Origin of the sequence: Actinomadura meridiana (assembly GCF_039537545.1) — a bacterium.
Lineage (GTDB): Bacteria > Actinomycetota > Actinomycetes > Streptosporangiales > Streptosporangiaceae > Spirillospora > Spirillospora meridiana.
Window position 1 is genome coordinate 1,055,111 of sequence record NZ_BAABAS010000004.1, and the last position, 24,914, is coordinate 1,080,024.

Sequence of the window (24,914 nt, forward strand, 5' to 3'; positions counted from 1 at the left end):
CACGATGGCCGAGGAACTGCACTGGCTGTCGGCGGTGGAGGCCGCGCGGCGGCTGCGCGAGGGGACGCTCAAGCTCGACGAGTACGTCGAGGCGCTCATCGAACGGACGGAGCGGCTGTCGCGGCTGAACACCTACATCAGCCACGAGCCCGACCTCGTCCGGCGGTCGCTGGCCGGGGGCGGCGACCGTCCTGGGCCGCTGCACGGGTTGCCGTTCGCGTTGAAGGACATCATCGACACCGCCGACCTGCCCACCACGGCGGCCACCCCGGCACTGCGGCACTGGCGGCCCGGACACGACGCGCCGATCGCCCGGACGTTGCGGGACGCGGGCGGCACGCTGATGGGCAAGCAGGCCCTGGGTGAGTTGTCGTTCGGGATGACCGGCAACAACCCCGCGTTCGGAACTGTCCGCAACCCCTACGGCACCGACCACATTCCGGGTGGCAGCAGCGGGGGCACCGCCGCCGGTGTCGCCGCCGGGCTGGTGCCGGTGGCCATCGGTGCCGACACCGGTGGGTCGTGCCGTATCCCGGCGGCGTTGTGCGGGTGTGTCGGGTTCCGGCCGACGCATGGGCGTTATGACGGGCGCGGGGTCATTCCGATCTCCAGTACGCGGGACACGCCCGGCCCGCTGGCGCGGTCGGTGGCCGATGTGCGGTTCGTCGACGCCGTGTGCGCGCCTGCGGGGGCCGACCCCGACGCCTCCGTTGAGCTGGCGGGGTTGCGGCTGGGGGTGCCGCGCGGGTTCTTCTACGACGACCTGGACCCCAACGTCGCCACCGCGACGGAGACGGCGTTGTCGGCGTTGGCCGCGCGGGGTGCCGTGCTAATCGAACGCGACATTCCCGATCTGGTGCGGCTCAATGAGGCGGCCAGTTTCGTCATCGTCCTTTATGAGGCGGGACGAGAACTGTCGGCCTACCTCTATCAGCATGACGCGCCGGTGGCGTTGCGCGAACTGGTGGGTCAGGTCGCGATTCCGCAGGTTCGGGAGACCCTCGAATCGCTCGTGGATCAGGATCTGTTCTCGGCCGCCGCCTACCGGGAGGCGCTCACCGTCCACCGGCCCGCGCTGCGCGCCGCCTACGCGCGGTACTTCGCCGACCATGACGTGAGCGCGGTGGTCGTGCCGACGACGCCGCTGCCCGCACGGCCGCACCGGACCCCCGGGGTCGACCGGACCGTCGACCTGAACGGCGTCGCGGTCGACGGCTTCACGACCTACATCCGCAACACCGACGCCCCGAGCACCGCCGGGCTTCCGTGCCTGTCGATCCCGTCGGGGATGTCCGGCGACGGGCTGCCGATCGGTCTCGAACTGGTCGGGCCCGACTCCGGCGACGCCCGGCTGCTGGCGATCGGGCAGGCCGTCGAGGACGCGCTGCCGCCGCTGCCGCGCCCGTCCCTCTGAACCCACCACCAGGAGCTGAGACCGCACGATGAACGAGAAAGAAACGGTGTTCTACGAGCGCGAGGGGAAGCTGGCGCTGATCCGGCTGCACCGGCCGGGGACGTCCAACGCCATCGACCCGCCCACCCTGGACGCGCTCGCCGCCGCCTACCACCGGGCCGACAACGACGGGGAGGCCGTCGCCGTCGTCCTGTACGCGGAGGGCCCCGACTTCTCCGTGGGACTCGACCCCGCGAGTTTCCTGCCCGTCCTGAAAGCCCACACGTTCAGCACGGACGGGCCCGGCCGGATCAACCCGTTCGGGACGACCACCCGCTTGTCGAAACCTCTCGTCGTCGCCGTTCAGGGAACTGTGGGCGCCATGGCGCACGAGTTGATGCTCGCCGCCGACATCCGGGTCGCGGCGGCGGGCACGCGGTTCGGGCAGGGTGAGGTCAGCCGGGGCAGCACCCCGGCGGGCGGCGGGGCGCAGCGGATGGTGGCCGAGGCGGGCTGGGGCAACGCGATGCGCTGGCTCCTCACCGGCGAGAGCTGGGACGCCGACGAGGCCCTCCGGCTCGGGCTCGTCCAGGAGGTCGTGCCGGACGGGGAGCAGTTGACACGGGCCGTGCGGCTCGCGGAGGCCATCGCCGCGCACCCGCCGCTCGCGGTCCGCGCGACACTCGACCTCGGCCGCCGCGCCCGGGACGCCCAGGCCCAGCAGGTCTTCGCCGACCTGGTTCCGACGCTGTACTGGCTGCTGGGCACGGCCGACTTCGCGGAACGTCTCGCCGCGCAGAAGGAGGGGCGCGAGCCGGTGTACACGGGCCGGTGAGACGGTCAGCCCGGCGGCTCGCCGTTCCAGGCGGCGCGGAGCAGGCGCGTCACGCCGTCGCGGGTGACGGGCGCGGGGTTGGCGTACGGGGCGCTCACCGCCTGGTCGGCGATCGGCTCGATGTCGCTTTCGGCCATGCCGAGGTCGCGTAGGGAGCGTGGCGCGTCCAGGGTGCCCGCGAGGTCCCAGAGGCGGCGGGCGGGGTCGGCCGCGTCCAGGACGCGGGACCCCGTGTTCAGCGCTCGTGACCCCGTGTTCAGCGCTCGTGTCAGGGCCTCGGTCGCCTCGGGGGCGGCGGGCTGGTTGAACGCGAGCGCGTGCGGCAGCACGACGGTGTGGGTGGCGGCGTGCGGGAGGTCGAGCGTCCCGCCGAGCGCGTGGCACAGCTTGTGGTGCAGGGACATGGTCGTCGCGCCGAGGCAGGCGCCGCACAGCCACGACCCGTACAGCGCCCGCGCGCGGGCGTCGGGGTCCCCGCCGTCCGCGACGACGGCCGGGAGCGCCCCGGCCATCGCGCGGACGCCCTCCTCGGCCATCAGCGAGATGACCGGCGAGCGGTCGGGCGCGTAGAGCGCCTCGACCGCGTGCGCGACGGCGTTGAATCCGCTGGTCACGGACATGGCGACCGGGAGGCCCAGGGTGAGGTCCGGGTCGTAGAGGACGCTCGCGGGCAGCACCCGGGGGTCCTTGCCGGTGCGTTTGCGGCCGTTCTCGGTGAGGCCCCAGACGGTGGTCATCTCCGAGCCCGCGTAGGTGGTTGGGACGGCGACGACCGGCAGCCCGTGCTCCAGCGCGATGGCCTTGCCCAGCCCGATGGCCGATCCCCCGCCGACGGCCACGCAGCAGTCGGCGCCGACCTCGGCGGCGCGGGCGCGGGCGCGCCGGGCCACCTCGACCGGGACGTGCATGCGCGCCTCGGCGAGCACCCCGGCGGACCGCTCGCCGAGCGTGGCGGACACGGCCTCCCCGGTCGCGTGCTGCTCGGGCGAGCAGAGCACCAGGGCGCGGCGCGCCCCGAGCCGGGTGATCTCGTCCGGCAGCGAGGCGACCGAACCGGCGCCGAACCGCACCCGCATCGGGAGGGCGTCGTAGGAGAAGGAGGTCTGGGTCATGGTCACGCTTCCCGGTCGACCGTGTCGGGACGGAGGACGACGTCGAAGTTCACCGTGCGGAACGGGTTGGGCAGGCCGACCTCCGCCGCGCGGCCCGGGTCGTCGACCTCGGGGAACTCGCGCACGAGGCTGGGCTTGACGCCGAACACGGCGTCGGAGTCGATGTACGGGGTCCCGGCGACGAACAGGTGGGTGGTCACGGTCCGGTACCCGGGGGCGGACACCTCGAAGTGGATGTGCGCGGGACGGTTCGGGTGCCGGGCGGTCGCGGTCAGCAGCCGTCCGACCGGGCCGTCCTGCGGGATCGGGTAGTAGCGGGGGACGATGGTGCGGAACCAGAACGTCCCGTCGGCGTCGGCGGTGAACAGCCCGCGCAGGTTCAGCGGGGGCTGAACGCCGGGCTGCTGCACGTCGTAGTAGCCCTCGTCGTTGGCCTGCCACACGTCGATCGTCGCGTTCGCCACCGGCGCGCCGTCCGAGCCGGTCACGCTGCCGGTGACCAGGCACGGGGCGCCCTTGCCGTCCTCGGCGATGTCGGCGCCGAGGTCGCGGGGCGGGGACGCGACCATGTGGAACGGCCCCTCCACCGTGGACTCGGTGAGCCCGCCGACCGCCCGGTTGTTGATCGTCTCGACCAGCATCGACGCGCCGAGGACGTCGGACAGCAGGATGAACTCCTGCCGGGTGTCGGTGCACATCTTCCCGGTCGCGGTGAGGAAGTCGATCGCCGCCGCCCATTCCGCCTCCGTCAGCTCGACGTCCTTGACGAAGTCGTGCAGGTGCCGGACGAGGGAGGTCAGGACGCGGCGCAGCCGGGGGTCCGGGGTCGCGGCGAAACTGGCCGCGACCACCTCGGCCGACCGCTCCTCGCTGAACAGCTCGGCGGCATCGGTCATGATCATCTCCCGTGGGAATGGGTCGAGCGAAGCTCGTCGATTGATCGGTGGTGGGCGGGGGCTGGAGGACGGTGGTCAGGGGTGGGGGACGGCTCGCTGGGGGGCGGCGTGGATCAGTTCGTAGTCGCGGCCGATGGCGCCCGTCGTCTGGAGCAGTAGTGGCAGCAGCTCGTCGATCAGCTCGTCGCGGCCGACCTCGGCGGCGATCGCGGTGACGTTGACCGCCGCGAGCGTCCGGCCGTCGCCGTCGCGCAGTGGCGCGGCGACCGAGCGGATCCCGGGCGCGACCTCCCCTTCGGTGGACGCCCAGCCGCGAGCGCGCACCTCCCGCAGCTCGGCATCGACCTCGCCGTCCGGCTTGGTCCGGTGCGCCCTCACTGGGGACCGGGGTGGCGTCCCCAGCGCGGCGCGCAGGGCCTCGGCGTCCAGGGACGCCAGCAGGACCTTGCCGAGCGCGGTGCTCGCGGCCGGGAGCCGCATGCCGACCTTGACGTTGACCGCGACCACCTTGGGCACCTCGACGCGGGCGACGTAGATGATGTCGGAGCCGTCCAGCTCGGCGACGGACGCGGCCTGCCCGGTCTTCTCGACGAGGTCGCGCAGGTGGGGCAGCGCGACGTCCCACAGGCCGGTCGACAAGGTGTAGGCCACGCCCAGCTCCAGCACGCGCGGGGTGAGGACGACGCCGTCCGGCCCCGTCCGTACGTAGCCGAGGTGTTCGAGCGTGAGCACGATGCGGCGGGCGGTCGGCCGGGCCAGCCCGGTCGCGGTCGCGATCTCGGTCAGGGACATCGGCACGGGATGCGTGCCGAAGCATCTGAGCACGTCGAGACCGCGGGCCAGGGCCTCGATGAAGTCCGGGCCGGTGTCTTCGCGCGGCATGTCGCTCCCTTTCCTCGGACGCCTCTCCCCGGCAAGCGTACGGGATGCGGCCGTTCTCCGGTCAAGTGACCGTCAATGTGCAGCGGAGTCTCTCCGGCCTGTCTACGCAGGACAAGAGGGTGGTGCACTCAATGAACATGACACTTGACACGCGGGAACGCGCGTCCCATGCTGCTGACACGCGGCGGCAATGACCGTCCACCGGTCAAGTAGCCGCACAACGGTCACTCAGTGGAGGCAGCATATGTCGAACAGCGCCACGTCCGTCGATCTCGTCGTCGTCGGCGGCGGCCCCGCCGGGCTGACCGTCGCGGCCGAGGCCGCGCGCGCCGGTGCCCGCGTCGTCGTGGTGGAGCGCCGCACGGAGGACACCCATTCGCGGGCCGGAGTGATCCAGCCGCGCGTGCTGGAGCTGTTCGACGTCCGCGGCCTCATGGACCGGTTCCGCGCGGCGGCGCGGCGGTGGCGGCCCGACTTCGAGGTGCCGCGCTACATCTACGCCGGGCTGATCGGGCTGCGGTACGACCTGCTCGACAGCACGTTCCCGTACGCGCTGATCCTGCCGCAGATGACGACCGAGCACCTGCTCGCGGAGTGGGCGGTGGAGCAGGGCGCCGACCTGCGGCGCGGGTTCACCTACCTCGGCCACTCCGAGACGCCGGACGGGGTCACGGTCTCCGTCCGCGACGCGGCGGGCGACGAGGTCGAGTTCACCGCGCCCTACCTGGTGGGCGCGGACGGCGCGCGCAGCCTCGTCCGCGAGGTGACCGGCATCCCGTTCGAGGGGCACGCGACGAGCATGACCGCCGTGGCCGTGGACGCCGACCTGACCTTCCCCTGGAAGGCGTCCATGCAGATGAAACGCAACGAGCACGGCTGGGTGCTGTCCTACCCGTTCGGCCAGGGCACGACCCGGTTCATCATCGTCGCCGAGCGGCGCCGGAACGTTCCCAAACACGAGCCGGTCACGATGGACGAGGTCCGCGAGTCGCTGCGGCTGATCTTCGGGAACGACTTCGGGATCACGTCGGCGAAATGGCTGTCGCGGTACGGCGACGCGCACCGCATGGTCCCCGAGTTCCGGCGCGGCCGGGTGCTGCTGGTCGGGGAGGCGACCCGGGTGCACTACCCAGCCAGCGGCATCGGGATGAACTACTGCATCCAGGACGCCTTCAACCTCGGCTGGAAGCTCGGCTGGGTCACGACCGGACGCGCCCCCGACGCGCTGCTCGACACCTACCACGACGAGCGCCACCCGGTGCTGACCGCGCTGATGGACGACGTCGCCGCGCAATGCGGCCTGCACTTCGACTTCTCCCCGTCCGGGCTGGCCCTCAAGGACTTCGTCGAGCGGGAACTGGTGCCGATCCCCGAGGTCAACGCCGTCCTGTGCGACCGGCTCAGCGGATTCGGGACGTCCTACCACCGCGACGGCGACCCGCACGCCGCCGACGGCACCCGCGTGGGCGACCTCCCCGTCGAGTCGCCGGTGGCGGCGACCTACACGCAGGTCGCCAAGGACGCCGGGTTCGTGCTGGTCGAGGCGCCGGGACCGGAGGGCCCGCGGGCGCTTCCCGAGCTGCTGCCCGAGATGATCACCGCCGTGACGGCCCCCGCCGACGCGCTGGCGCGGCGGTTCGCGGGCGCCACGGCGGTGCTGGTCCGTCCCGACGCCTACGTGGCGCGCGCCTGGGACGAGCGACCCACCGGCGAGGAGGTCGCGGCCGCCTACCGGGCCGCGACGCGGCAGGACGCGACGGTACCGGCCCAGGGCACCGGCGCGGACTCCGCCCACAAACAGCCCGAACTGGCATGAGCGGAGTGACCATGACCGACCACGCGCCACGGCGCATCCTGATCGAGAACGGCTGGGTCGTCACCGGCGACCCGGCCCTCGGCACGCGCACCGGCTGCGACGTCCTGATCGAGGACGGCGTCATCGCCGGGGTGGGGCCCGGCCTGTCCGGCGACGGCGCCGAGGTGATCGACGCCCGCGACATGATCGTCATCCCGGGGCTGGTCGACGCGCACAAGCACACCTGGCAGTCCGCCGTCCGGCACCGGTGCGCCGAACTCGACCTGATGACGTACTTCGGGGAGATGTTCGGCAGGCTCGGGGCGCTCTACCGTCCCGAGGACGTATACGCCGGGAACCTGCTCGGCGCCCTGTCCGCCCTCGACGCGGGCACGACCACGCTGATGGACTGGTCGCACGTGCAGAACTCGCCCGAGCACGGCGACCAGGCGATCGCCGCGCTGCGCGACAGCGGGATCCGCGCGGTGTTCGGGCACGGCTGGCCGCTCGTCGACCTCCCGGCGTGGATCATGGGCAGCGACCGTCCGCACACCGCCGACGTGCGCCGCGTCCGCCGCGAGCTGCTGCCGGACGACGACGCGCTCGTCACCCTGCACCTGGCCGGGCGCGGCCCGGAGCTGGCGACCATGGACGCGACCCGCGCCGACCTCGCGATGGCCCGTGACCTGGGCATCCGCACGTCCATCCACATGGGATGCGGCACCGAGTACGGCGCGATGGCCGCCATCGCGCAGCTCGGGAACGCCGGGCTGCTCGGTCCCGACCTGACGTTCGTGCATTGCAGCGAGTCCAGCGACGACGAGTTCGCGATGATCGCCGACCACGGCGCGTCGATCGCGCTCGCCCCGCAGCACGAGCAGGCGCTGCCCGGCATCGGCCACACCCCGATCGACCGCGTGCGGGCGTTCGGGATCACGGCCGGGCTGAGCACCGACACCGAGACCGCCGGGGCCGCCGACCTGTTCACGCAGATGCGGGCGGGTCTCGCGGCCCACCGCAGCCAGCTCGCCGATGGGCGCACCCGCTTCGCGGGCAAGCTCGACCCGTTCACCGTCGCCGAGGTCTTCGCGATGGCCACCCAGGGCGGCGCCGACACGCTGGGGCTCGGCGACCGGGTCGGGAGCCTGAGCGTCGGGAAGCGGGCCGACGTCGTCCTGGTCCGCGCGACCGCCCCCAACCTGTTCCCCGTCACCGATCCGGTGGCCGCGCTGGTGTGCTCCGCGCATCCCGGCAACGTCGACACCGTCTTGGTGGACGGGGTCGTCCGCAAGCGGGCCGGCGCGCTCGTCGGCGAGATCGACCGCGCCCGGGACCTGGCCCTCGCCTCCCACCGCCGCCTGCTCGGCGGCTGACATCCGTCCATTCACAGAAAGGCCGTAATGACACTCGACCCCGACGTCGCCGGGTTCCTGTCCGTCCTCCGCTCCGCCGGAGCACCGCCCGGCTTCGCCGGGACCCCCGACGAGATGCGCGGGCGCATGCGGGACGCGATCGAAGGGAGCTGGGACCCCGCGCGGTTCGCGCCCGTCAAGAGCGTCGACGACGTCGTCGTCGGCGGGCTGCGCCTCAAGGTCGTCCAGCCTCTCGTCAGCGGGCCCGCGCCGACCGTCCTGTACTTCCACCCGGGCGGCTTCATCATGGGCAGCGCCCACCTGATGCAGGACGTCGCCCGGCGGCTCGCGCACGACCTCGGCGCCTGGGTGGTCTCCGTCGACTACCGGCTCGCCCCCGAGGACCGGTTCCCCGCCGCGATCGAGGACGCCATGGCCGCGCTGGTCTGGGCGGCCGACGCCGTCGCCGACCTCGGCGGCGACCCGGCGCGGATCGCGCTCGCCGGGGAGAGCTCCGGCGCCAACCTCGCGGCGGTCACGGCGCGGCGGGCCCGCGACGCCGGGATTCCCGTCGCGGGCCAGCTGCTCGCCTCGCCGGTGACGAACTTCGCGGCCCGGCGCCCGTCCGTCGACGAGAACGCGGACGGCTACTTCCTGACCCGCGACGACCTCGACGTCATCAGGCGCACCTACCTCGGCGGCGACGACGCCCGCGCCGCCGACCCGCGCGTCTCCCCCGCCCTGGCCGCCGACCTCGCCGGGGTCGCCCCGGCGGTCGTCGGCGTGGCCGGGTACGACCCGTTGCGCGACGACGGGATCGTGTACGCCGCGCGGCTGCTGGAGGCGGGCGTGCCGACCGCGCTGCGCGTCTACCCGGGCCTCATCCACCCGTTCTTCGGCATGCCCGGCATCTCCAAGGCCTCCGACGCCGCCGTGTCCGAACTGACCGGCCTGCTCGGCGGCCTGCTCACCCCGAAGGAGGACGCGTGACCAAGGAGATTCGGCACTGGGTGGACGGGAAGGAGTTCACCGGCTCCGGACGGGACACCGCGCCCGTCACCGACCCGGCGACCGGCGAGATCACGGGGCGCGTCCAGCTCGCGAGCGCGGACGACACCCGGGCCGCCATCGCGTCCGCGAAGGCGGCCTTCCCCGCCTGGCGCGACCTGTCCCTGACGAAGCGGACCCGGATCCTGTTCCGTTTCCGCGAGCTGCTGGAACAGCGCAAGCCGGAACTGGCGCGGCTCATCACCGCCGAGCACGGCAAGACCCTCCCCGACGCGCTGGGCGAGATCAGCCGGGGCCAGGAGGTCGTCGAGTTCGCGTGCGGGATGCCGCACCTGCTCAAGGGCGCGATGACGGAGAACGCGTCCACCAGCGTGGACGTCTCCTCGATCCGCCAGCCCCTCGGCCCGGTCGCGGTCGTCTCACCGTTCAACTTCCCCGCGATGGTGCCGCTGTGGTTCTTCCCGGTCGCGATCGCGGCGGGGAACACGGTGGTGCTCAAGCCCAGCGAGAAGGACCCGTCCGCGTCGATCTGGCTGGCCGAACTGTGGGCCGAGGCGGGGTTGCCGCCCGGGGTGTTCACGGTCGTCCAGGGCGACAGGACCGCCGTGGAAGAACTGCTGACGCATCCCGACATCAAGGCCGTCTCGTTCGTCGGCTCCACCCCGGTCGCGCGGTACGTGTACACGACGGCGAGCGCGCACGGGAAGCGCGTGCAGGCTCTCGGCGGGGCGAAGAACCACATGCTCGTCCTGCCGGACGCCGATCTCGACATCACCGCCGACGCGGCGGTGAGCGCGGGGTTCGGGTCCGCCGGGGAACGCTGCATGGCGGTCAGCGTCGTCGTCGCGGTCGGTGACGTCGCCGACCGGCTCGTTCCGCTGATCGCCGAGCGGGCCGCCGCCATCAAGGTCGGCGACGGCACCCGGTCCTGCGACATGGGCCCGCTGGTGACCGCCGAGCACCGCGACCGGGTGGCCGGGTACATCGCCGCCGGGGAGAAGGACGGGGCCGCGGTCGTCCTCGACGGGCGGCACGTCCAGCCGGACGGGGACGCGAACGGCTTCTGGCTCGGGCCGACCCTGCTCGACCACGTCACGCCCACGATGAGCGTCTACCAGGCCGAGATCTTCGGGCCGGTGCTGGCGGTCGTCCGGGCGGAGTCCCTCGACGCGGCGATTGGCCTTATCAACGCCAACCCCTACGGCAACGGCGCGTGCGTCTTCACCAGGGACGGCGGCGCGGCCCGGCGGTTCCGGCACGAGATCGAGGCCGGGATGGTCGGCGTGAACGTGCCCGTCCCGGTGCCGATGGCGTACTACAGCTTCGGCGGCTGGAAGAACTCGCTCTTCGGCGACACGCACGCGCACGGCGCCGAGGGCGTGCACTTCTTCACCCGAGGCAAGGTCGTGACGAGCCGCTGGCCCGATCCGGCACGGGGCGGTCTGAACCTCGGCTTCCCCCAGAACGACTGATCCGACCGCCCATACGGAAACCGCCATACGGAAAGGGTCCACCCGGTACCGGGTGGACCCTTTCTCGTCGAGGGGTCAGGACAGGGCGGTCTCGCCGGTCGTGTCGCGGGTGACCTGGGGGCTCGTGGTCTTGGACGTGCGGCACGGGGCCGTCTCGCGGATCAGCAGCGCCACCACGGCCAGCACGATCGGCATCGCGCTGTACAGCAGCAGCGTGTTCGTCAGGCTGCCGGTCGCGTCGGCGACCGCGCCGCCGATCTGCGGGCCGAGCGCCCCGCCGATGGTCTCGCCCACGGCGATCTGCAACGCGAACGCCGTGGCCACCAGCTCGCGCGGCACCGCCTCCCCGGGCACCACGTAGGTGACCAGGGTGAGCGACCCGCCCGCCATCAGCCCGACGACCAGCGACACCAGGAGCAGCGGCACCGACTGGGCGAACAGCACGAACGACAACGGGACGAGTCCGCTGCACACGGCCGACACGAACAGGGCCGGTCTGCGTCCGACACGGTCCGACACCGCGGGGGCGATGACGCTTCCGAGCGCGATGACGCAGCCGTACGCGGTCAGCACGAGCGTCGAGGTGCTCTTCGAGAACCCCTCGTCATCGAGGTACTTGGCCGCGAACGTGCCGAAGCCGATGCTGGCGCCGATGCACACGGTCGTGCCGACGAGCGCCAGCGGCACGTTGCGATTGGCCAGGACGAGCCGGAAGTCCCGTGCCCTGATCCGGTCGGCCTTCGTCCCGGTCGAGCGGTCCTCGCGCATGAAGACCGCCACGAGCAGCGCCACGGCCAGGCCCGGGACGGCGACGAGCGGGAACGCGAGCCGCCAGCTCAGCGCCGTGGCCAGCCCGATCATGATGCCCGGCGCCAGGGCGCTGCCGATGAGCAGCGTCCCGGCGATCACGATGCCCAGGTCGCGGCCGCGCCGGTCCGGCGCGGAGGCCCGGGCGACCGCGCCCTGGATCAGCGGCAGCGCGGGGCCCTCGCAGAAGCCGATGACCGCGCGGAGCAGCAGCATGGTCCCGTAGTCCTGCGCCAGCCCGATCAGGCCGACCGCGCCGGAGAACAGCACCAGGCTCGCGACGATCATCCATTTCGTCCGGCCGCCCAGCCACCGGTCGGACAGCACGGCGAAGATCAGGCTGGAGATCGCCCAGGTCACGGCGGTCACCGAGACCAGCGAACCGAGCTGGCTGTTGTTCAGGTCGAGGTCGTCGCCGATCGGCGGGAACAGGAACGTGATCCCGAAGCGGTCGAGGAACACGATCCCCGCCGCGAAGAACATGATCAGGACGAGGGTGTTCTGCCGGTCCGAGCCGGTTCTGGACATGGAGACTCCCCAGGGGGTGGAGGTGGGACGGGGGTGGACGCGTCGAGGACGCGTGGGGACCCTCTGGTGGGGAGCGCTGATCCCTTTCGGGGCTATCGGGCGGGTTCGGCCACGCGGCGCGCGGCGCGGGGGAACAGCTGGATCGCGCGGTCGGCGACCGCGTCCGCCTCCTCGGAGGACAGCGCGCCGCAGCTCAGCAGGCTGGCGCGGTTCGCCTCGGCGGACGCCTCGGTCGTGCAGGGCGCGCCCCAGTCGCTGCCGTAGACGATGTGGTCGGCCCCGACCGTCGCCATGGCGGGGAGCAGGGAGTGCGCGAAGGCCGTGGCCGCCGTGTCGACGTACAGCGTGGACGTCTGCCGGTCGACGTCCTCGGCGGTCACTCCCTGCGGGACCCACGGTTCGTCGCCGAGCAGCCGGAGCCGTCCGGTCAGCGCGGGGAACGCGCCGCCGCAGTGGGCGATCACGAACGTGATGTTCGGGTTCCGCGCGAACGTCCTCCGGAAGACCATGTCGAAGACGGTCCGCGCGGTGTCGAACGCGACCTCGTACAGCGGGGCGGGATGGTCGAGCGTGGGCGGCAGGCGCGCGTCGGGGTGGACGAACACCGTGGCGCCCCAGTCGTCGAGCCGCGCCCACAACGGATCGAGCAAGGCGTCTCCCAGGTGGACGCCGTTGTACCGCGTCGTCACGGCGAACCCGTCGGCGTCGAGAACCTCGTGCGCCCGCGTCGCCTCCGCCACGGCCGCCGACGGGTCGTCGGTTGGCAGCGCGGCCAGCAGGCCGAACCGCGACGGGTGGTTCCGCACGAGGGCCGCGCCGTAGTCGTTCGACGCCCGGAGGCCCGGCAGGTTCGCGGGGATGTTGCTCAGCAACTGCATGGCGGTACCGGACTCGTCCATGTAACGCAGGGTGCGTTCGAGTGACCATTCATAGGGCTCGGGAAAGTAGATTCCCTTGCCCAGCATCGCCTGCCAGACGCGCATCCGCTCCTCGTGGGTGCTCGGCGGAGAGAAATGCGCGTGGACGTCGATGATCGGCGTCATCCGGCCGGCGCTTCCTGGAAAAGGCGCAGGCCGTTCTCGATCTCGTCGAGCGGGCTCTGCTCCAGATAGGGCGCCAGCGCCTTTCGGGCGTCGGCCGGTGACATGAGCGCGGACGGCTCCACCTCGTCGAAGCGCCAACTGCCGGTGTCGTCGTAGATGAACTCGCCGACGAGCCGTCCGCCGCGGTAGGGCCAGGCGGCGGCGAACCGGTGCGAGATCTGGTAGGTGCCGTCCGGGTCGACGCCCTCACCGGCCAGCGCGGCGTCGTCACCCCGGACGACCTGTGCGAACACCGCCTCGATGAAGATGCCGTAGTCGGAGACGGCGACCTCCTCCTCCAGGGCGCCGAAGACGTTCACGCCCCGGTCGACGATGTCGGAGTAGAAGGCGCGGACCTGGTCCATGCCGTCGCAGACGAACGTCTTCCCGCGTTCCGTGAGCCGATAGAGAGGGTGCTCGACGGTCATTTCCGGGACGAGGATCTTCTCCCAGAAACCCGACACCTCCAGCAGCGCGTGGCGCCGGTAGTTCTTCAGCATGTGCCGGTGCCTCGGATCGTCGACGACCGCGAGCGCCGCGTCGACGCCCGCCGTTATGTCCCGCACGTCGAAAACCTTCATGTGCACGCTCCTTGGAGGTCCGAGAATCCTTTGGCAATTCGCCGCCGGGCCGTTTCGAGGAGCCTAGAATCCGGTGCCGCTCCGGCGCCTCATCACGTCCGTTGAATGAACGGCTCGGTAGGAGACTCCGAATCGGGGTCGTACTCGTAGATCCAGGCGTTGCCGACCAGCGGGTCGGAATCGCCGAACGACCGGTCGCGGGCCTCCTGGTCCGGGCCGTCGGGAAGGTGGTTGACGTCCGACCGGGCGTGGCTCACCTCCTGCAACCGGGTCGTGCGGGGGCGGCGCAGCGTCTCGTACCGGCGCAGCGCCCGAGGCGGGTCGGTGACGTCCTCGGCGAGGCAGCGCGACAGGAGCGCCGCGTCCTCGATCGCCTGCGCCGCGCCCTGCGCGAAGAACGGGAACATGGGGTGCGCTGCGTCACCGAGGAGCGTCACAGGGCCGCGGCTCCAGCGCGGGAGCGGCGCCCGGTCCAGCAGCGCCCAGCGGCCCGGGGTCCCGGCGGCGCGGACGAGGTCGACGAGCCGCGGATCCCAGCCGTCGAACTCGGCGAGGAACTCCTCGATCGTGGCCGACGCCGTCCACGACTCGACCGAGTCGTCGCCCGCCGGGGCGAACGCCACGAGGTTCACGAACCGTCCGCCGGAGACGGGATAGTGCACCAGATGGCGGCCCGGACCGATCCACAGCGTCTGCGCGCGCCGCCGCGCCAGCTCGGGTGCCCGCTCGCCCGGGACCAGGGCGCGGAACGCGCACAGACCGGAGTAGGCGGCGGGCCGGGGCTCCGTGATCAGGCCCCGCACCACGGAGTGGACGCCGTCCGCGCCGATCACGACGTCCGCGTCGGCCGTTCCGCAATCTTCGAAGAAGAGCCGGACGGCGTCGCCCGGGCCCACGTCGACGCCCACGCAGCGCCTGCCGAGCTGGACCGTCCCGTCCGGGACGGCGGACCTGACGGCGTCGAGCAGGTCGGCGCGGTGCGCGGTGTAGGTGTGCTCGCCGTAGAGGCGCTCGCAGGCCGTCGCGAGATCCTCGGCCGACAGGACGGCGCCGTCCCGCCAGCGCCGGAACTCCCAGCCCACGTCGAGCCGGACGGCGCCGCGCAGCAGCTCCCCCATCACGCCGAGCCTGCGCAGCAGGCGGGCCGCGTTGGGCGCCACGACGAGCCCGGCGCCGACCTCCTTCAGCACCGGCGCCTGCTCGTACACGGTGCTGGGCAGGCCCGCGCGGCGCAGGAACGCGGCGGCCGCCAGACCGCCGATCCCACCGCCGACGATCGCGATCCTGGGTTTCTCGACGTTCGGCCCGAGCATCTCAGTCTTGGCTCCCGCACTCGTTGTCCGCCATCCGAACTGGTGGCGCACGCTGCCCGGCCATGCTGCCCGGCCGGACCGCCGCGAGGCGCGGGGCTGACCATCCTATGAACATCGGGGGGCTACGCTTACCGGCCGACGGAGGACGGAAGGAGGTGCGCGGCATGCCCAGGACCAGCGAGCCGGGCCGAAGCGTCAGTTCCCGGCTGCTGGAGGTGCTGTTCGCGTTCGAGCCGGGGCACAGCACCCTCAGCCTCGCCGACCTGGTGCGCAGGACGGGCCTGCCGCACGCGACCGTCCGCCGCCTGGCGATGGAGCTGACCGGCGTCGGCGCGCTGACCCGGCGGGACGACGGCCGGTTCACGATCGGGCTGCGGCTGTGGCAGCTCGGCACGCTGGCGCCGCTCACCGAGTCGCTGCGCACAAAGGCACAGCCATTCATGGAGGACCTTTACACGGCGCTCCACCAGCATGTGCAGCTCGCCGTTCTGGAAGGCGAGGAGGCCGTGATCATCGAAAGGCTGTCGGCGCCGCGCGCGCAGCATCTCGTCTCGCAGGTCGGGGGCCACCTTCCGCTGCACTGTTCGGGGGTGGGAAAGGTCGTCCTGGCCCATGGCGGCGTCGAACTCATCGACACGGTCCTTTCCGGAAAGCTGCGCCGGTACACGCCGGACACCACCACCGACCCGGCCGTTCTCCGGAGCGAGCTGGCCGAATGCCGCCGCACCGGCTACGCCACCGTCCGGGGCGAACTCACCGTCGGCGCCGACTCGATCGCGACGCGGATCGCGGACGGCGAGGGCCGCGTGGTGGCGGCGCTGTCGGTGGTGGTCCGCAGCGGTTCGGTGCACCACCAGGCGGCCCTGCCCTCGCTGATCACGGCGGGTCTCGGCGTTTCCCGCATGCTCGGCTGGCGGCCGGGAATCCGGATCCGCGACACCTGACCGCGCGCCTTTCGCCGCTCCACCGGCGAATTCCGTGACCGGCGGATACTGTTGATCAGTTGCCCGGCGTGAACTTCCGCCGGGGCGTGATCACTCGATATTCGACCGAATTGCATGGAGTAGCGCATGAATAGCAGCTCGGACCGCGCCGTCGCCCACGCGGCGAACCTCGCCGAGGACGATCGGCGGCGGATCCTGGACGTCTACGGTTACCTGCGCTCCACCAGCGACGCCGACGCCGTGGCCGACGTCCTGCCGCCCGGCGCCCCCGTCGAGATGGTCAAGGCGGTCACCCGGGTCTGTACCGTCGACCACGCCGGTTGCCTCGTCTTCTCCCCCGACCCGAGCGGCGTCCGCGACTACCTGCGGGAACAGGGGCTCGACGCGCGCGGGCCCGTCCCCGGCAGCGTGGTCCGCGACCGGCTCGCCGCCCGGTACGGCGTCCCGGAGGAGCAGGTCAGGTCGGGGCGCCTGGACGTCCGCGTCGTCCACGCCCGACTGCCGGACGGCGACCAGCGCGGCCTCGAGGTCCTCTGCCTCGCGCCGGACGACGCGCTCGACGCCCCCGCCGTCCACGACGAACGCCTGCGCCAGCACGAGAACCATGTCGCGGTGCGGCCCACCGACCCCGGCCAGTTAGAAGACCTGCGAGCCACCCTCTCCTGTACGGGCGGGCCGCTCCCCGACGGCGGCGGCTACAACCCCGCGCACGGCGAGGACGGCGCCACGGTGCTGCGTTTCCGCGCCCCCGGCCGCACCGCGTCGGGCTGGCCGCGCCACTTGGAGGTGATCGCCCCTGGACGCCACACCGATGTGCTGCTGCGGCACCTGGCCGCCACCGGGGCCGACGGCGGGCCCGGCGAGGAGGCCGACCGGCGGCTGCTGCGGGGCCTCACCGGCGCATGGGGCACCCAGGCGTTGCGCGTCATGGCCGAGCTGGACATCCCCGACCACCTCGCCGACCGTCCCCTGACCTGCGCGGAACTCGCCGACCTGACCGGCGTCGACGCCGACCGGCTGTACCGGCTGCTGCGCGCGCTGTGCCATCCCTGGATCGGCGCGCTCACCCCGTCCGGGGACGCCTTCGCCCTGACCCGCCTCGGGTGGCGGCTGACCCGCCGGGCCCCGAACTCCATGCGCCATCTCGCACTGCTGTACGGCGACCTGTTCTACCAGAGCTTCACCGCGCTGACGGACGGCGTCAGAACGGACACCCAGCCCTTCACGGCCGTGTTCGGGCAGCCGCCCTTCGAGTACCTGCGCGACCACCCGTACCAGCGGCGCGTCTTCACCCGCGCGATGGCCGAGGGCGCCGCCTTCTTCACCGACGTCGCCACCGCCGTCGACCTGTCAGACGTCCGCACCGTCGCCGACATCGGCGGCGGGAACGGCGAGCTGATCGCGCACCTGTGCGCCGCCAACCCGCACCTGGAGTGCGCGCTCCTGGAACGGCCCGAGGTCATCGGCGCCGCGCGGGACAACCTGCGCGCCCACGGCCAGCTGGAACGCTGCACCCTGCTCTCCGGGTCCTTCACCGACGGCCGGGACCTGCCCGCCGGGGCCGACGTGTACGTCGTCGCCCGGATCCTGCACGACTGGGACGACCAGACCTGCGCGTCGATCCTGCGGGCCGTCCGGCACGCGGCGACCGCCGCCAGCACGCTGCTGATCATCGAGCGGCCGCTGCCCGACGACCCCGAGGACCCCTCGGTCTCCTGTCTGTGGGATCTGAACATGCTGGTCAACAACGTCGGCGGACGCGAGCGCACCCGTGAGCAGTACGGGCGGCTCCTCAGGGAGGCCGGGTTCGAGCTGGTCGGCGAGCGGCCGCTGCGGCTCGACATGGCCGTCCTCATCGCCCGCGCCGCCTGAGCCCGACCGGACGGATCCGGCCGCCCGCCGCGTGGGCGGACGACCGGAGCCGTGCAGGAGATCAGCCGGCGGTCTTCGGGAAGCGGATGACGCGGTCGTCGGTCGCGGCGGGGCTGCCGCGTCCGTCCCGGTTGCTGGTGGTGATCCAGAGGTAGCCGTCCGGGCCCAGCTCGACCGTGCGGATCCGGCCGTAGGTGCCGTTCAGCACGGCGGTGGGGGTGCCGGACGAGCCGCCCTTGCCGTCGAGCGGGACGGTCCAGAGGCGGCGCCCGCCGAGAGCCCCGGCGTACAGCGTGTCGCCCGCGACGGCCGCGCCGCTGGGCGAGGCCTCCCGCGTCGCCCAGACGGCGATGGGGTCGTGGTAGGTCGGCTCGCCGCCCTTGCCCTCGACGTTCGGCCAGCCGTAGTTGTCGCCCTTCACGATGTTGTTGATCTCGTCCCAGGCGTTGTTGCCGAGTTCGGCGTTGTACATCTGGCCGTTGCCCCAGGCGAGGCCCTGCACGTTGCGGTGCCCGAGGGTGTAGACCACCGAGTTGGGGGTGGGGTTGCCGGGGGCCGGGGACCCGTCCATCTGCATGCGCAGGATCTTCCCGGACGGGCTGTTCGGGTCCTGCGCCTTCGCGCTGTTCCCGGCGTCGCCGGTACCGGCGTACAGCATCCCGTCGGGGCCGAAGTGGATGCGGCCGCCGTCGTGGAAGGAGTTCTTCGGGATACCCGAGTAGATCACTTCCTGCTGGGGCGACGCGGCGAGCTTGAAGCGCACGATCCTGTTGTCGGACGAGGTCGTGTAATAGGCGAAGACGTAGCCGTCCTCTTTGTAGTTCGGCGAGACGGCGAGGCCGAGCAGCCCGCCCTCACCGGTGGGCGTGACCCCGGAGAGCTTGGCGACCTCGGTGGGCTGCGAGCCGGGGCGCACCTGGAGGATGCGGGCCGTCGTCCGCTCCGACACCAGCGCGCTGCCGTCGGGCAGGAACGCCACGCCCCAGGGAACGGTCAGGTTGGACGCGACGACGTCGGGCTTGGCGAAGTCGAACGCCGGGTTCGCGGCGGTGGTCGCGGCCTCCGAACCCGAGGCGGCGGGACCGGCGGGAGCGGCGAGCACGGCCGCGACGGCGAGGGCCGCGGCGGGAGCCAGCGTGCGAATCGTGCGGGGCATTCTCTCTCCTCAGTGACCCCCGAACCAGTGACTGGATCTGATCGCCACCCCTGTGACAGGCGGTTATCACATGACGAGATATCTTCATTGCCACCGGGGGCGAGTGGCGGCGGGGAGCGTTTTTCGATCTACAAAGTACTCAGCCTACCCGGCTGGTGTGAAGTTCCGGTTTTTCACCTTTCACATCGGGTTTGCAATGAACATCGAAAATGCGGCGCGGGGCAGGGGAAATGTGTTTTCAGCGCGTCGCGGGCGGCGGGAGAAGGCGCGGGGCCAGGGCCGCGCCGAGCGTCGCCCCGGCGGCGCTGACGGTGACGACCGTCCAGGCGCCGGGGCCGAGCGGGACGCAGCCGAAGAACTGACTGAGACCCGGGGTCTCCACCACGGTGAACAGCGCGGCGGCCGAGACACCGCAGGTGGCGAGGACGAGGGGGCTGTGCCAGCGCGCGATGAGGGTCTGCCCGAGCTGCGCGCCGACCAGCGCGGCCAGGCCCATCGTGGACGCGCGGCGGCCGCCGCCGGGGATGAGGCCGGTCAGCCGTCCCGTCTGCCAGGACACCAGAGCGGCGGCCGCGGTGGCGGTGCCGCGCACGGCGAGCACGCGGCGCATGTCCGCGCCGAACTCGTCGGAGCCGGGGCCCGCGGGGGTGATGGCGACGGCGAGCGCCGGGAGCATGTCGGTGAGCATGTTCACCACGAGCAGCTGCCGGGTGCTGAGCGGCGCCTCCCCGCCGAGGGCCGTCCCGAGGACGGTGAACGACACCTCGCCCGCGTTGCCGCCGACCAGGATCGCGGTCGCGTCGCGGACGCTGCGCCACAGCGCCCGGCCCTCGCGCAGCGCGTCCAGGATCAGCGCGGTGTCGGGCGCGGTGAGGACGAGGTCGGCGGCGCTGCGGGCGGCGTCCGAGCCGCGCCCGGCGATCGCGATGCCGACGTCGGCGCGGCGGATCGCGGCGGCGTCGTTGGCGCCGTCGCCGGTCATCGCGACCACCCGTCCCGCACGGCGCAGGTCCTTCACGATCCGCACCTTCTGGGCGGGTGAGACGCGGGCGAAGACGGCGGCGTCCCGCACGGCGCGGACCCGGTCGGCGGCGGGCAGGGCGTCGAGTTCGGCTCCGGTGACGACCCGGTCGGCGCCGGGGATGCCCAGCTCGGCGGCGACGGCGGCGGCCGTGGCCGGATGGTCACCGGTGATCATCGTGGTCCTGACCCCGGCGTCGCCGAGCCGCCGCACCGCGTCCTCGGCGGTGGGACGCGGGGTATCGGCGATGCAGATGTAGCCGAGCAGCGTGAGGTCCTCGACCTGGTCGGCGATCCGGTCGTGGACGGCGCCGTCGTCGGGCACGGCCCGTTCGGCGATGGCGAGGACCCGCAGCCCCTCCCCGGCCAGCCGCCGGAACGTCGCGGTCGCGGCACGGCGCCGCTCGGCGGTGAGCAGTTCGCCGCGTCCGGTGGGCTGCCGATGCGTGCGGACCCTGGCGCAGCGGGCGAGCAGCACCTCGGGCGCGCCCTTGACGGCGATGACCGCCTGGCCGCCGTCGTGGCCGAGCGACGCGGAGAAACCTCGGGTCGTCTCGAAGGGCAGTTCCTCGTCGAGCGACCACCGGGTGTCCGGCGGCAGGGCGGCCACGCGGTCGAGCACGGCCCGGTCGGTGGCGTGCGCGAGCTGGCGGCCGTCCGCCGGGCAGGCCCGCGCGGCGACCCGCAGCACGCGCTGTTCGGCTGCTCCGGTGAGCGGCAGCGTCCGGGCCGGGCCCGCCGTGCGGACCACGCGCAACCTGCCCTCGGTGAGCGTGCCTGTCTTGTCGAAGCACAGCGTGTCGACGCGGCCGAGCGCTTCGAGGGCGTGGGTGGTGCGGACCAGCACGCCGAGGCGGGACAGCCGCCGCGCCGCCGCGAGCTGCGACGCGGTCGCGACGAGCGGCAGCCCCTCCGGGACGGCGGCGACGGCGACCGCGACCCCGGAGCCGAGGGCGCGGCGCAGCGGCAGGCCGCGCAGCGTCCCGAGCGCGGTGACGGCGGCGCCGCCGAGCACGGTGGCGGGCAGGGCCTGCCGGGTCAGCTCGGCGAGGCGCGTCTGGAGGCCGGACGAGGCGTCCGCCCCGGAACGCCTCCTCGGCGGTGTGGGCGTGCCAGGCGTCGCGGACGACGGGCGGCGGCACCGGACGGCGATCGAGCCGCCGCGCCGTCACCGCGTTGGCCAGCATCGCCATCATCGCGGCGGCGTGCACCGGCGGCAGATCCTGCGAACGCGGTGGGCCGAACCGACGTGAGGGTCGGCGGCCCGCGAGCAGCAGCGCGCCCAACGCCGACGCGCTCAGCGACAGCTCCGCCGCCCGGTCGCTGGCCTGCCGCGCGGGACGCACCGCCGTCAGCAGCCGCCACGCCTCGGACAGGCCGGGGCCGCACACCACGTCGGCGCGCCAGTCGGCCGGGCCGTCGCCGCGCAGGACGCTCACCCCGACGTCGGCGGCGTCGAGCGCCGCGTCCTGGCCGGACGAGACGGCCAGCACCACCTGGCCGTCGCGTTGCAGCGCCCGCACGGACTCGGACATGTTCTCAATGGCCACGGACGGGTCGTCGCCCCACGCGACCAGTTCGCGGGCACTGGCGTGCTCGGTGAGAACGACCACGTCGGCCGCCTGGTGCGCCGCCACCAGCAACGCCTCCGCCAGCGGGTCGAGCGAGCAGCCGACCCTGACCCGGCCGCGCGGGACGCCGCGCCCGTCGACCAGGTCGAGAGTGGCGCCGCGCGGGTCGGCGGGGGCGCCGGACGGGTCGTCCTCCACGCGCACCAGCCGCCATTCGGCCTTTGGTTTCCGGGGCCAGGGGCCGGGGCCCGCGAGGTCGTCGGGGGCGCGGCCCGCCAGCACGGATCCGGCGGCGCGCCATACGGCCGCGTCGTCCAGGCCGTCGCCGGTGGCGGACGCCGACAGCACCCGAACCTCGCCGTCGCACAGCACCGCCGCGTCGACGACGACCGCGCTGACCCTGTCCAGCCTGCGCAGCGCGGCCGGGTCCAGCACCACCGTGCCGCGTCCCGCCAGGTCGTGTGCCAGCTGCGCGGCGAACGCCTCGCGGCCGTACCGGGCGGCCTTCGCGACCGTCGCGAGCAGGAGGTCCGCGACGGCGGCCCCGTCGCGTGTCCCGGCCAGGACGCCCGCTCCGCCGAGGAGTTGTGCGAGGGCGGTGCGGGTCGCGGCCTTCTCGACCGGTCCGTCCGGCAGGGGGCAGGGCCGTTCGGCGCGGGCGCCGCACTCCTGTGGCTGTCCCACCGCCGCCAGTCGCGGCTCGCGCCGCCGCCACGCCTCCCGGCGGGCGCCGATCTCGTGCAGCTGGAACACCCGGTGCATGGCGTCGGCGGCCAGCGGCGCCACCCCGTGCCCCGCCCCCTGGACGACGGCGGTGGCGACGCCGAGCAGCGCGTCCGCCCGCAGCATGCCGAGCCGCCGTTCCAGTTCCGTCCGCACCCGTGGCACCGAGTCGGCCATCACCACCGCCGCCCGCACCGGGCTCGGCACCGGCGGGACGGCCAGCAGCCTGCCCGCCAGGGCACCCGCGGCTCCGACCGCGTCGGCGACCAGGGCGGACATGGCCACCGCCCACGCCGCCTCGTCGTCGGGGAGCCGCGCGTGGGCGTCGTCGGAGAGCCGCCCGTCCCGGTGCGTCTCCTCCACGTCCTGGACGATCGCGACCAGCGCGCCCAGCTCTATCTCTTGCTCCACGTACTCCACCAGGACGTGGCCGGTGACCGCGTTGACCTCGGCCCAGTTGACCCCGTCCAGCCGCCGGATCGCGCCGGTCAGCGCCCGCACGTACCGGTGGTGCCGGGGCCCGTCGCCGGACAGGCCGCGCACCTGGATGTGGGCGCGCCCGGCGTGCGACCAGACGCGCCGACCGCCCTCCCCCGCCGCCAGGGACGCCAACGCGCCGGCGGCCGAGCCGGGGGCGCGCAGCATCGTCCTGGCCAGGGACGCCCCCGGAATCCCCACCGCAGCTCCTCCCCCACGGGAGCCCGACCGGGCCGCCGACGAACGCCGGGTACCCCCGGCCGTGTCCGGCAAACAAGCGGCGAATCAGCCCAGATCGGCGAGTTTGCGTCGCAGCAGGGCCCGTTCCGGTTCGTTGCCGCACAGCTCGACGGCGCGCTCCAGTTCTGGACGCGCCTCGGCGGCGCGTCCGAGCCGGGCGAGCAACTCGCCCCGGACAGTCGGCAGAAGGTGCGAGTCCTTCAACGCCCCGGCGTCGGCCAGCCGGTCCACGATCGGCAGCGCGGCGGCCGGGCCGTCCGCCATGGACACCGCGACCGCCCGGTTGAGGTCGACCACCGGGGACGGCATGAGACGTCCGAGCGCCTCGTACAGCAGGACGATCCGCCCCCAGTCCGTCGCGTCGACCGACGGCGCGACCGCGTGGCATTCGGCGATGGCCGCCTGCAACCCGTAGGAGGCGAGGCCCCGCCCGGCGCCCTCGGCGCGGGCCAGCGCGGCCCGGCCACGGCGGATCGCCGCGCGGTCCCAGCGGGTGCGGTCCTGGTGCTCCAGCAGGACGGGCTCCCCGTCCGGGCCGGTACGGGCCGGGAACCGCGCGGCGGTCAGCTCCAGCAGCGCCAGCAGGCCGTACGTCTCCGGCTCGTCGGGCGCCAACCGGCTCAGCACCCGCGCCAGCCGCAGCGCCTCCCCCGCGAGGTCGTGCCTGATCAGCGCGTCCCCCGAGGTGGCCGACGACCCCTCCGTGAAGATCAGATAGAGCACGCTGAGCACCGAGCCGAGCCGCCCCGCCCGATCCCGCGCGGGCGGCACCTCGAACGGCACCCTGGCCGCCGCGAGGGTCCTCTTGGCACGGGTCACGCGGGCCTGGACGGTCGCGGTCGGCACCAGCACCGCCTTCGCGATCTCGTCGCTGGTCAGGCCGCCGACGACGCGCAGGGTCAGCGTCACGCGCGCCTCCCGCGACAGGACGGGATGGCAGGACACGAACATCAGCGCCAGCATGTCGTCGTCGATCTGGTCCGGGTCCCACAGGACGTCGTCGGCGTCCCGGACGGGGTCGCCCGGCGCGTTCCCCGCGGTCGCGCCGCCCTCGCCCAGGTGGTGGGCGAGGGCGGCGTACCGGTCGTCGAGCGCGGAGCGGCGCCGGAAGGCGTCGATGGCGCGGCGCCTCCCCACGGTGAGCAACCATCCGGCCGGGCTGCGCGGCACGCCGTCGCGCGGCCAGGTCACCAGCGCCTCGGCCAGCGCCTCCTGGGCGAGGTCCTCCGCGAGCGCGAAGTCACCGGTGTACCGGGCGAGCGCGCCGACGATCCGCGCGGACTCGATCCGCCAGACGGCGGCGACGGCCTCACGGCCCGTCGGGTCGGTCATGGTCGGCCGGTCCGCTCAGAGCTGGCCGGTGGACTCGCGCCACGCCCGCTCCTTCTGGATCCACTCGTTGTCCTGCGGGAACTCGTCGATCGTGGTGACCCGGCGGATCTCGGTCTTGAAGCCGGGGCCGGTGAGCGGCTGCCGCCTGGCCCACTCGACGGCCTCCTCCTTCGACGCGACGTTCAGGATGTAGAAGCCGCCGAACAGCTCCTTGGTCTCGCCGTACGGGCCGTCGGTGACGACCGGCGGCTCGGCCGAGTAGTCGACGACCACGCCCTCCTCGGCGTCGGCCAGGCCCTCGGCGGCGAGCAGCACCCCCGCCTGCACCAGCTCCTGGTTGTACTTCCCGACCGTCGCGATCATCTCGGTGAAGTCGGCGTCCACCATCCCGGCGAAGGCCTCGTCCGTGGCGCGCATGATCAGCATGTACTTCATATCTCATTCTCCCTGACGGTGCGGGCCCCCGCTTCGGGGCCCTCTCACGCATAGGTCGAACGGCCCGCGCCACGGATCGACACGTCCC

General features: G+C 73.3%; 20 protein-coding genes. 9 read left to right on the forward strand and 11 right to left on the reverse strand.

Annotation, left to right across the window (positions count from 1 at the left end; genetic code table 11):
- The first annotated feature begins 4 nt into the window (after window positions 1-4).
- Entirely contained in the window at window positions 5-1,414 is a 1,410-nt protein-coding gene (locus ABD808_RS09045; RefSeq protein WP_344892720.1) for an amidase family protein, read from the forward strand.
- Window positions 1,415-1,442: 28 nt separating this feature from the next.
- Complete coding sequence (locus ABD808_RS09050) at window positions 1,443-2,228, forward strand: enoyl-CoA hydratase-related protein (protein WP_344892723.1); 786 nt, start codon at window positions 1,443-1,445, stop codon at window positions 2,226-2,228.
- Between the two features lie 5 nt (window positions 2,229-2,233).
- Here ABD808_RS09050 and ABD808_RS09055 read toward each other — a convergent pair whose 3' ends face one another.
- The 3 genes from ABD808_RS09055 to ABD808_RS09065 form a co-directional block, all read right to left on the reverse strand.
- Window positions 2,234-3,340: a maleylacetate reductase gene (locus ABD808_RS09055; protein WP_344892726.1), complete on the reverse strand. Its 1,107-nt coding sequence runs from the start codon at window positions 3,338-3,340 to the stop codon at window positions 2,234-2,236.
- A 2-nt stretch (window positions 3,341-3,342) separates the two neighbouring features.
- Window positions 3,343-4,236, reverse strand: coding sequence for an intradiol ring-cleavage dioxygenase (locus tag ABD808_RS09060; protein WP_344892729.1), 894 nt, complete (start codon window positions 4,234-4,236; stop codon window positions 3,343-3,345).
- A 75-nt stretch (window positions 4,237-4,311) separates the two neighbouring features.
- Complete coding sequence (locus tag ABD808_RS09065) at window positions 4,312-5,118, reverse strand: IclR family transcriptional regulator domain-containing protein (RefSeq protein ID WP_344892732.1); 807 nt, start codon at window positions 5,116-5,118, stop codon at window positions 4,312-4,314.
- Between the two features lie 244 nt (window positions 5,119-5,362).
- Between ABD808_RS09065 and ABD808_RS09070 the strand changes: the two genes are divergently transcribed.
- The 4 genes from ABD808_RS09070 to ABD808_RS09085 are packed head-to-tail and all read left to right on the forward strand — an operon-like array spanning window position 5,363 to window position 10,745.
- Entirely contained in the window at window positions 5,363-6,934 is a 1,572-nt protein-coding gene (locus ABD808_RS09070) for an FAD-dependent oxidoreductase (RefSeq protein WP_344892735.1), read from the forward strand.
- An 11-nt stretch (window positions 6,935-6,945) separates the two neighbouring features.
- Window positions 6,946-8,286 (forward strand): amidohydrolase family protein, encoded by a 1,341-nt coding sequence (locus ABD808_RS09075; protein ID WP_344892738.1) that lies wholly within the window; start codon window positions 6,946-6,948, stop codon window positions 8,284-8,286.
- Window positions 8,287-8,313: 27 nt separating this feature from the next.
- Entirely contained in the window at window positions 8,314-9,255 is a 942-nt protein-coding gene (locus ABD808_RS09080) for an alpha/beta hydrolase (RefSeq protein ID WP_344892741.1), read from the forward strand.
- The gene (locus ABD808_RS09085; RefSeq protein ID WP_425548899.1) at window positions 9,252-10,745 is read left to right on the forward strand and encodes a CoA-acylating methylmalonate-semialdehyde dehydrogenase; all 1,494 of its coding nucleotides are present in this window, start codon (window positions 9,252-9,254) and stop codon (window positions 10,743-10,745) included. Before ABD808_RS09080 ends, ABD808_RS09085 begins: the two co-directional genes overlap by 4 nt.
- A 75-nt stretch (window positions 10,746-10,820) precedes the next feature.
- Here the strand turns inward: ABD808_RS09085 and ABD808_RS09090 are convergent, their stop codons facing one another.
- From ABD808_RS09090 to ABD808_RS09105, 4 genes are all read right to left on the reverse strand, one after another.
- Complete coding sequence (locus ABD808_RS09090) at window positions 10,821-12,080, reverse strand: MFS transporter (RefSeq protein WP_344892744.1); 1,260 nt, start codon at window positions 12,078-12,080, stop codon at window positions 10,821-10,823.
- Window positions 12,081-12,172: 92 nt separating this feature from the next.
- On the reverse strand, window positions 12,173-13,123 hold the full coding sequence (locus ABD808_RS09095) for an amidohydrolase family protein (protein ID WP_344892747.1): 951 nt from the start codon (window positions 13,121-13,123) through the stop codon (window positions 12,173-12,175).
- On the reverse strand, window positions 13,120-13,743 hold the full coding sequence (locus ABD808_RS09100; protein ID WP_344892750.1) for a hypothetical protein: 624 nt from the start codon (window positions 13,741-13,743) through the stop codon (window positions 13,120-13,122). The genes ABD808_RS09095 and ABD808_RS09100 overlap by 4 nt, the downstream gene beginning before the upstream one ends.
- Before the next feature lie 92 nt (window positions 13,744-13,835).
- The gene (locus ABD808_RS09105; RefSeq protein ID WP_344892753.1) at window positions 13,836-15,056 is read right to left on the reverse strand and encodes an FAD-dependent monooxygenase; all 1,221 of its coding nucleotides are present in this window, start codon (window positions 15,054-15,056) and stop codon (window positions 13,836-13,838) included.
- A 164-nt stretch (window positions 15,057-15,220) separates the two neighbouring features.
- Here ABD808_RS09105 and ABD808_RS09110 point away from each other — a divergent pair, with 164 nt between their 5' ends.
- On the forward strand, window positions 15,221-16,000 hold the full coding sequence (locus tag ABD808_RS09110) for an IclR family transcriptional regulator (protein WP_344892756.1): 780 nt from the start codon (window positions 15,221-15,223) through the stop codon (window positions 15,998-16,000).
- Window positions 16,001-16,126: 126 nt separating this feature from the next.
- Window positions 16,127-17,872, forward strand: coding sequence for a methyltransferase (locus ABD808_RS09115; RefSeq protein ID WP_344892759.1), 1,746 nt, complete (start codon window positions 16,127-16,129; stop codon window positions 17,870-17,872).
- A gap of 61 nt (window positions 17,873-17,933) precedes the next feature.
- On the opposite strand, the gene ABD808_RS09120 is transcribed toward ABD808_RS09115, so the two are convergent.
- Window positions 17,934-19,028 (reverse strand): PQQ-dependent sugar dehydrogenase, encoded by a 1,095-nt coding sequence (locus ABD808_RS09120; RefSeq protein ID WP_344892762.1) that lies wholly within the window; start codon window positions 19,026-19,028, stop codon window positions 17,934-17,936.
- Between the two features lie 238 nt (window positions 19,029-19,266).
- Window positions 19,267-21,063, reverse strand: coding sequence for an HAD-IC family P-type ATPase (locus ABD808_RS09125; protein ID WP_344892765.1), 1,797 nt, complete (start codon window positions 21,061-21,063; stop codon window positions 19,267-19,269).
- Here ABD808_RS09125 and ABD808_RS38765 point away from each other — a divergent pair.
- On the forward strand, window positions 21,041-21,301 hold the full coding sequence (locus ABD808_RS38765) for a hypothetical protein (RefSeq protein WP_344892768.1): 261 nt from the start codon (window positions 21,041-21,043) through the stop codon (window positions 21,299-21,301). The genes ABD808_RS09125 and ABD808_RS38765 overlap by 23 nt on opposite strands.
- A gap of 1,803 nt (window positions 21,302-23,104) precedes the next feature.
- Here ABD808_RS38765 and ABD808_RS09135 read toward each other — a convergent pair.
- Both ABD808_RS09135 and ABD808_RS09140 read right to left on the reverse strand, forming a co-directional pair.
- Window positions 23,105-24,391: an RNA polymerase sigma factor gene (locus tag ABD808_RS09135; RefSeq protein WP_344892772.1), complete on the reverse strand. Its 1,287-nt coding sequence runs from the start codon at window positions 24,389-24,391 to the stop codon at window positions 23,105-23,107.
- A gap of 15 nt (window positions 24,392-24,406) precedes the next feature.
- Entirely contained in the window at window positions 24,407-24,826 is a 420-nt protein-coding gene (locus ABD808_RS09140) for a YciI family protein (protein WP_344892775.1), read from the reverse strand.
- Between the last annotated feature and the right edge of the window lie 88 nt (window positions 24,827-24,914).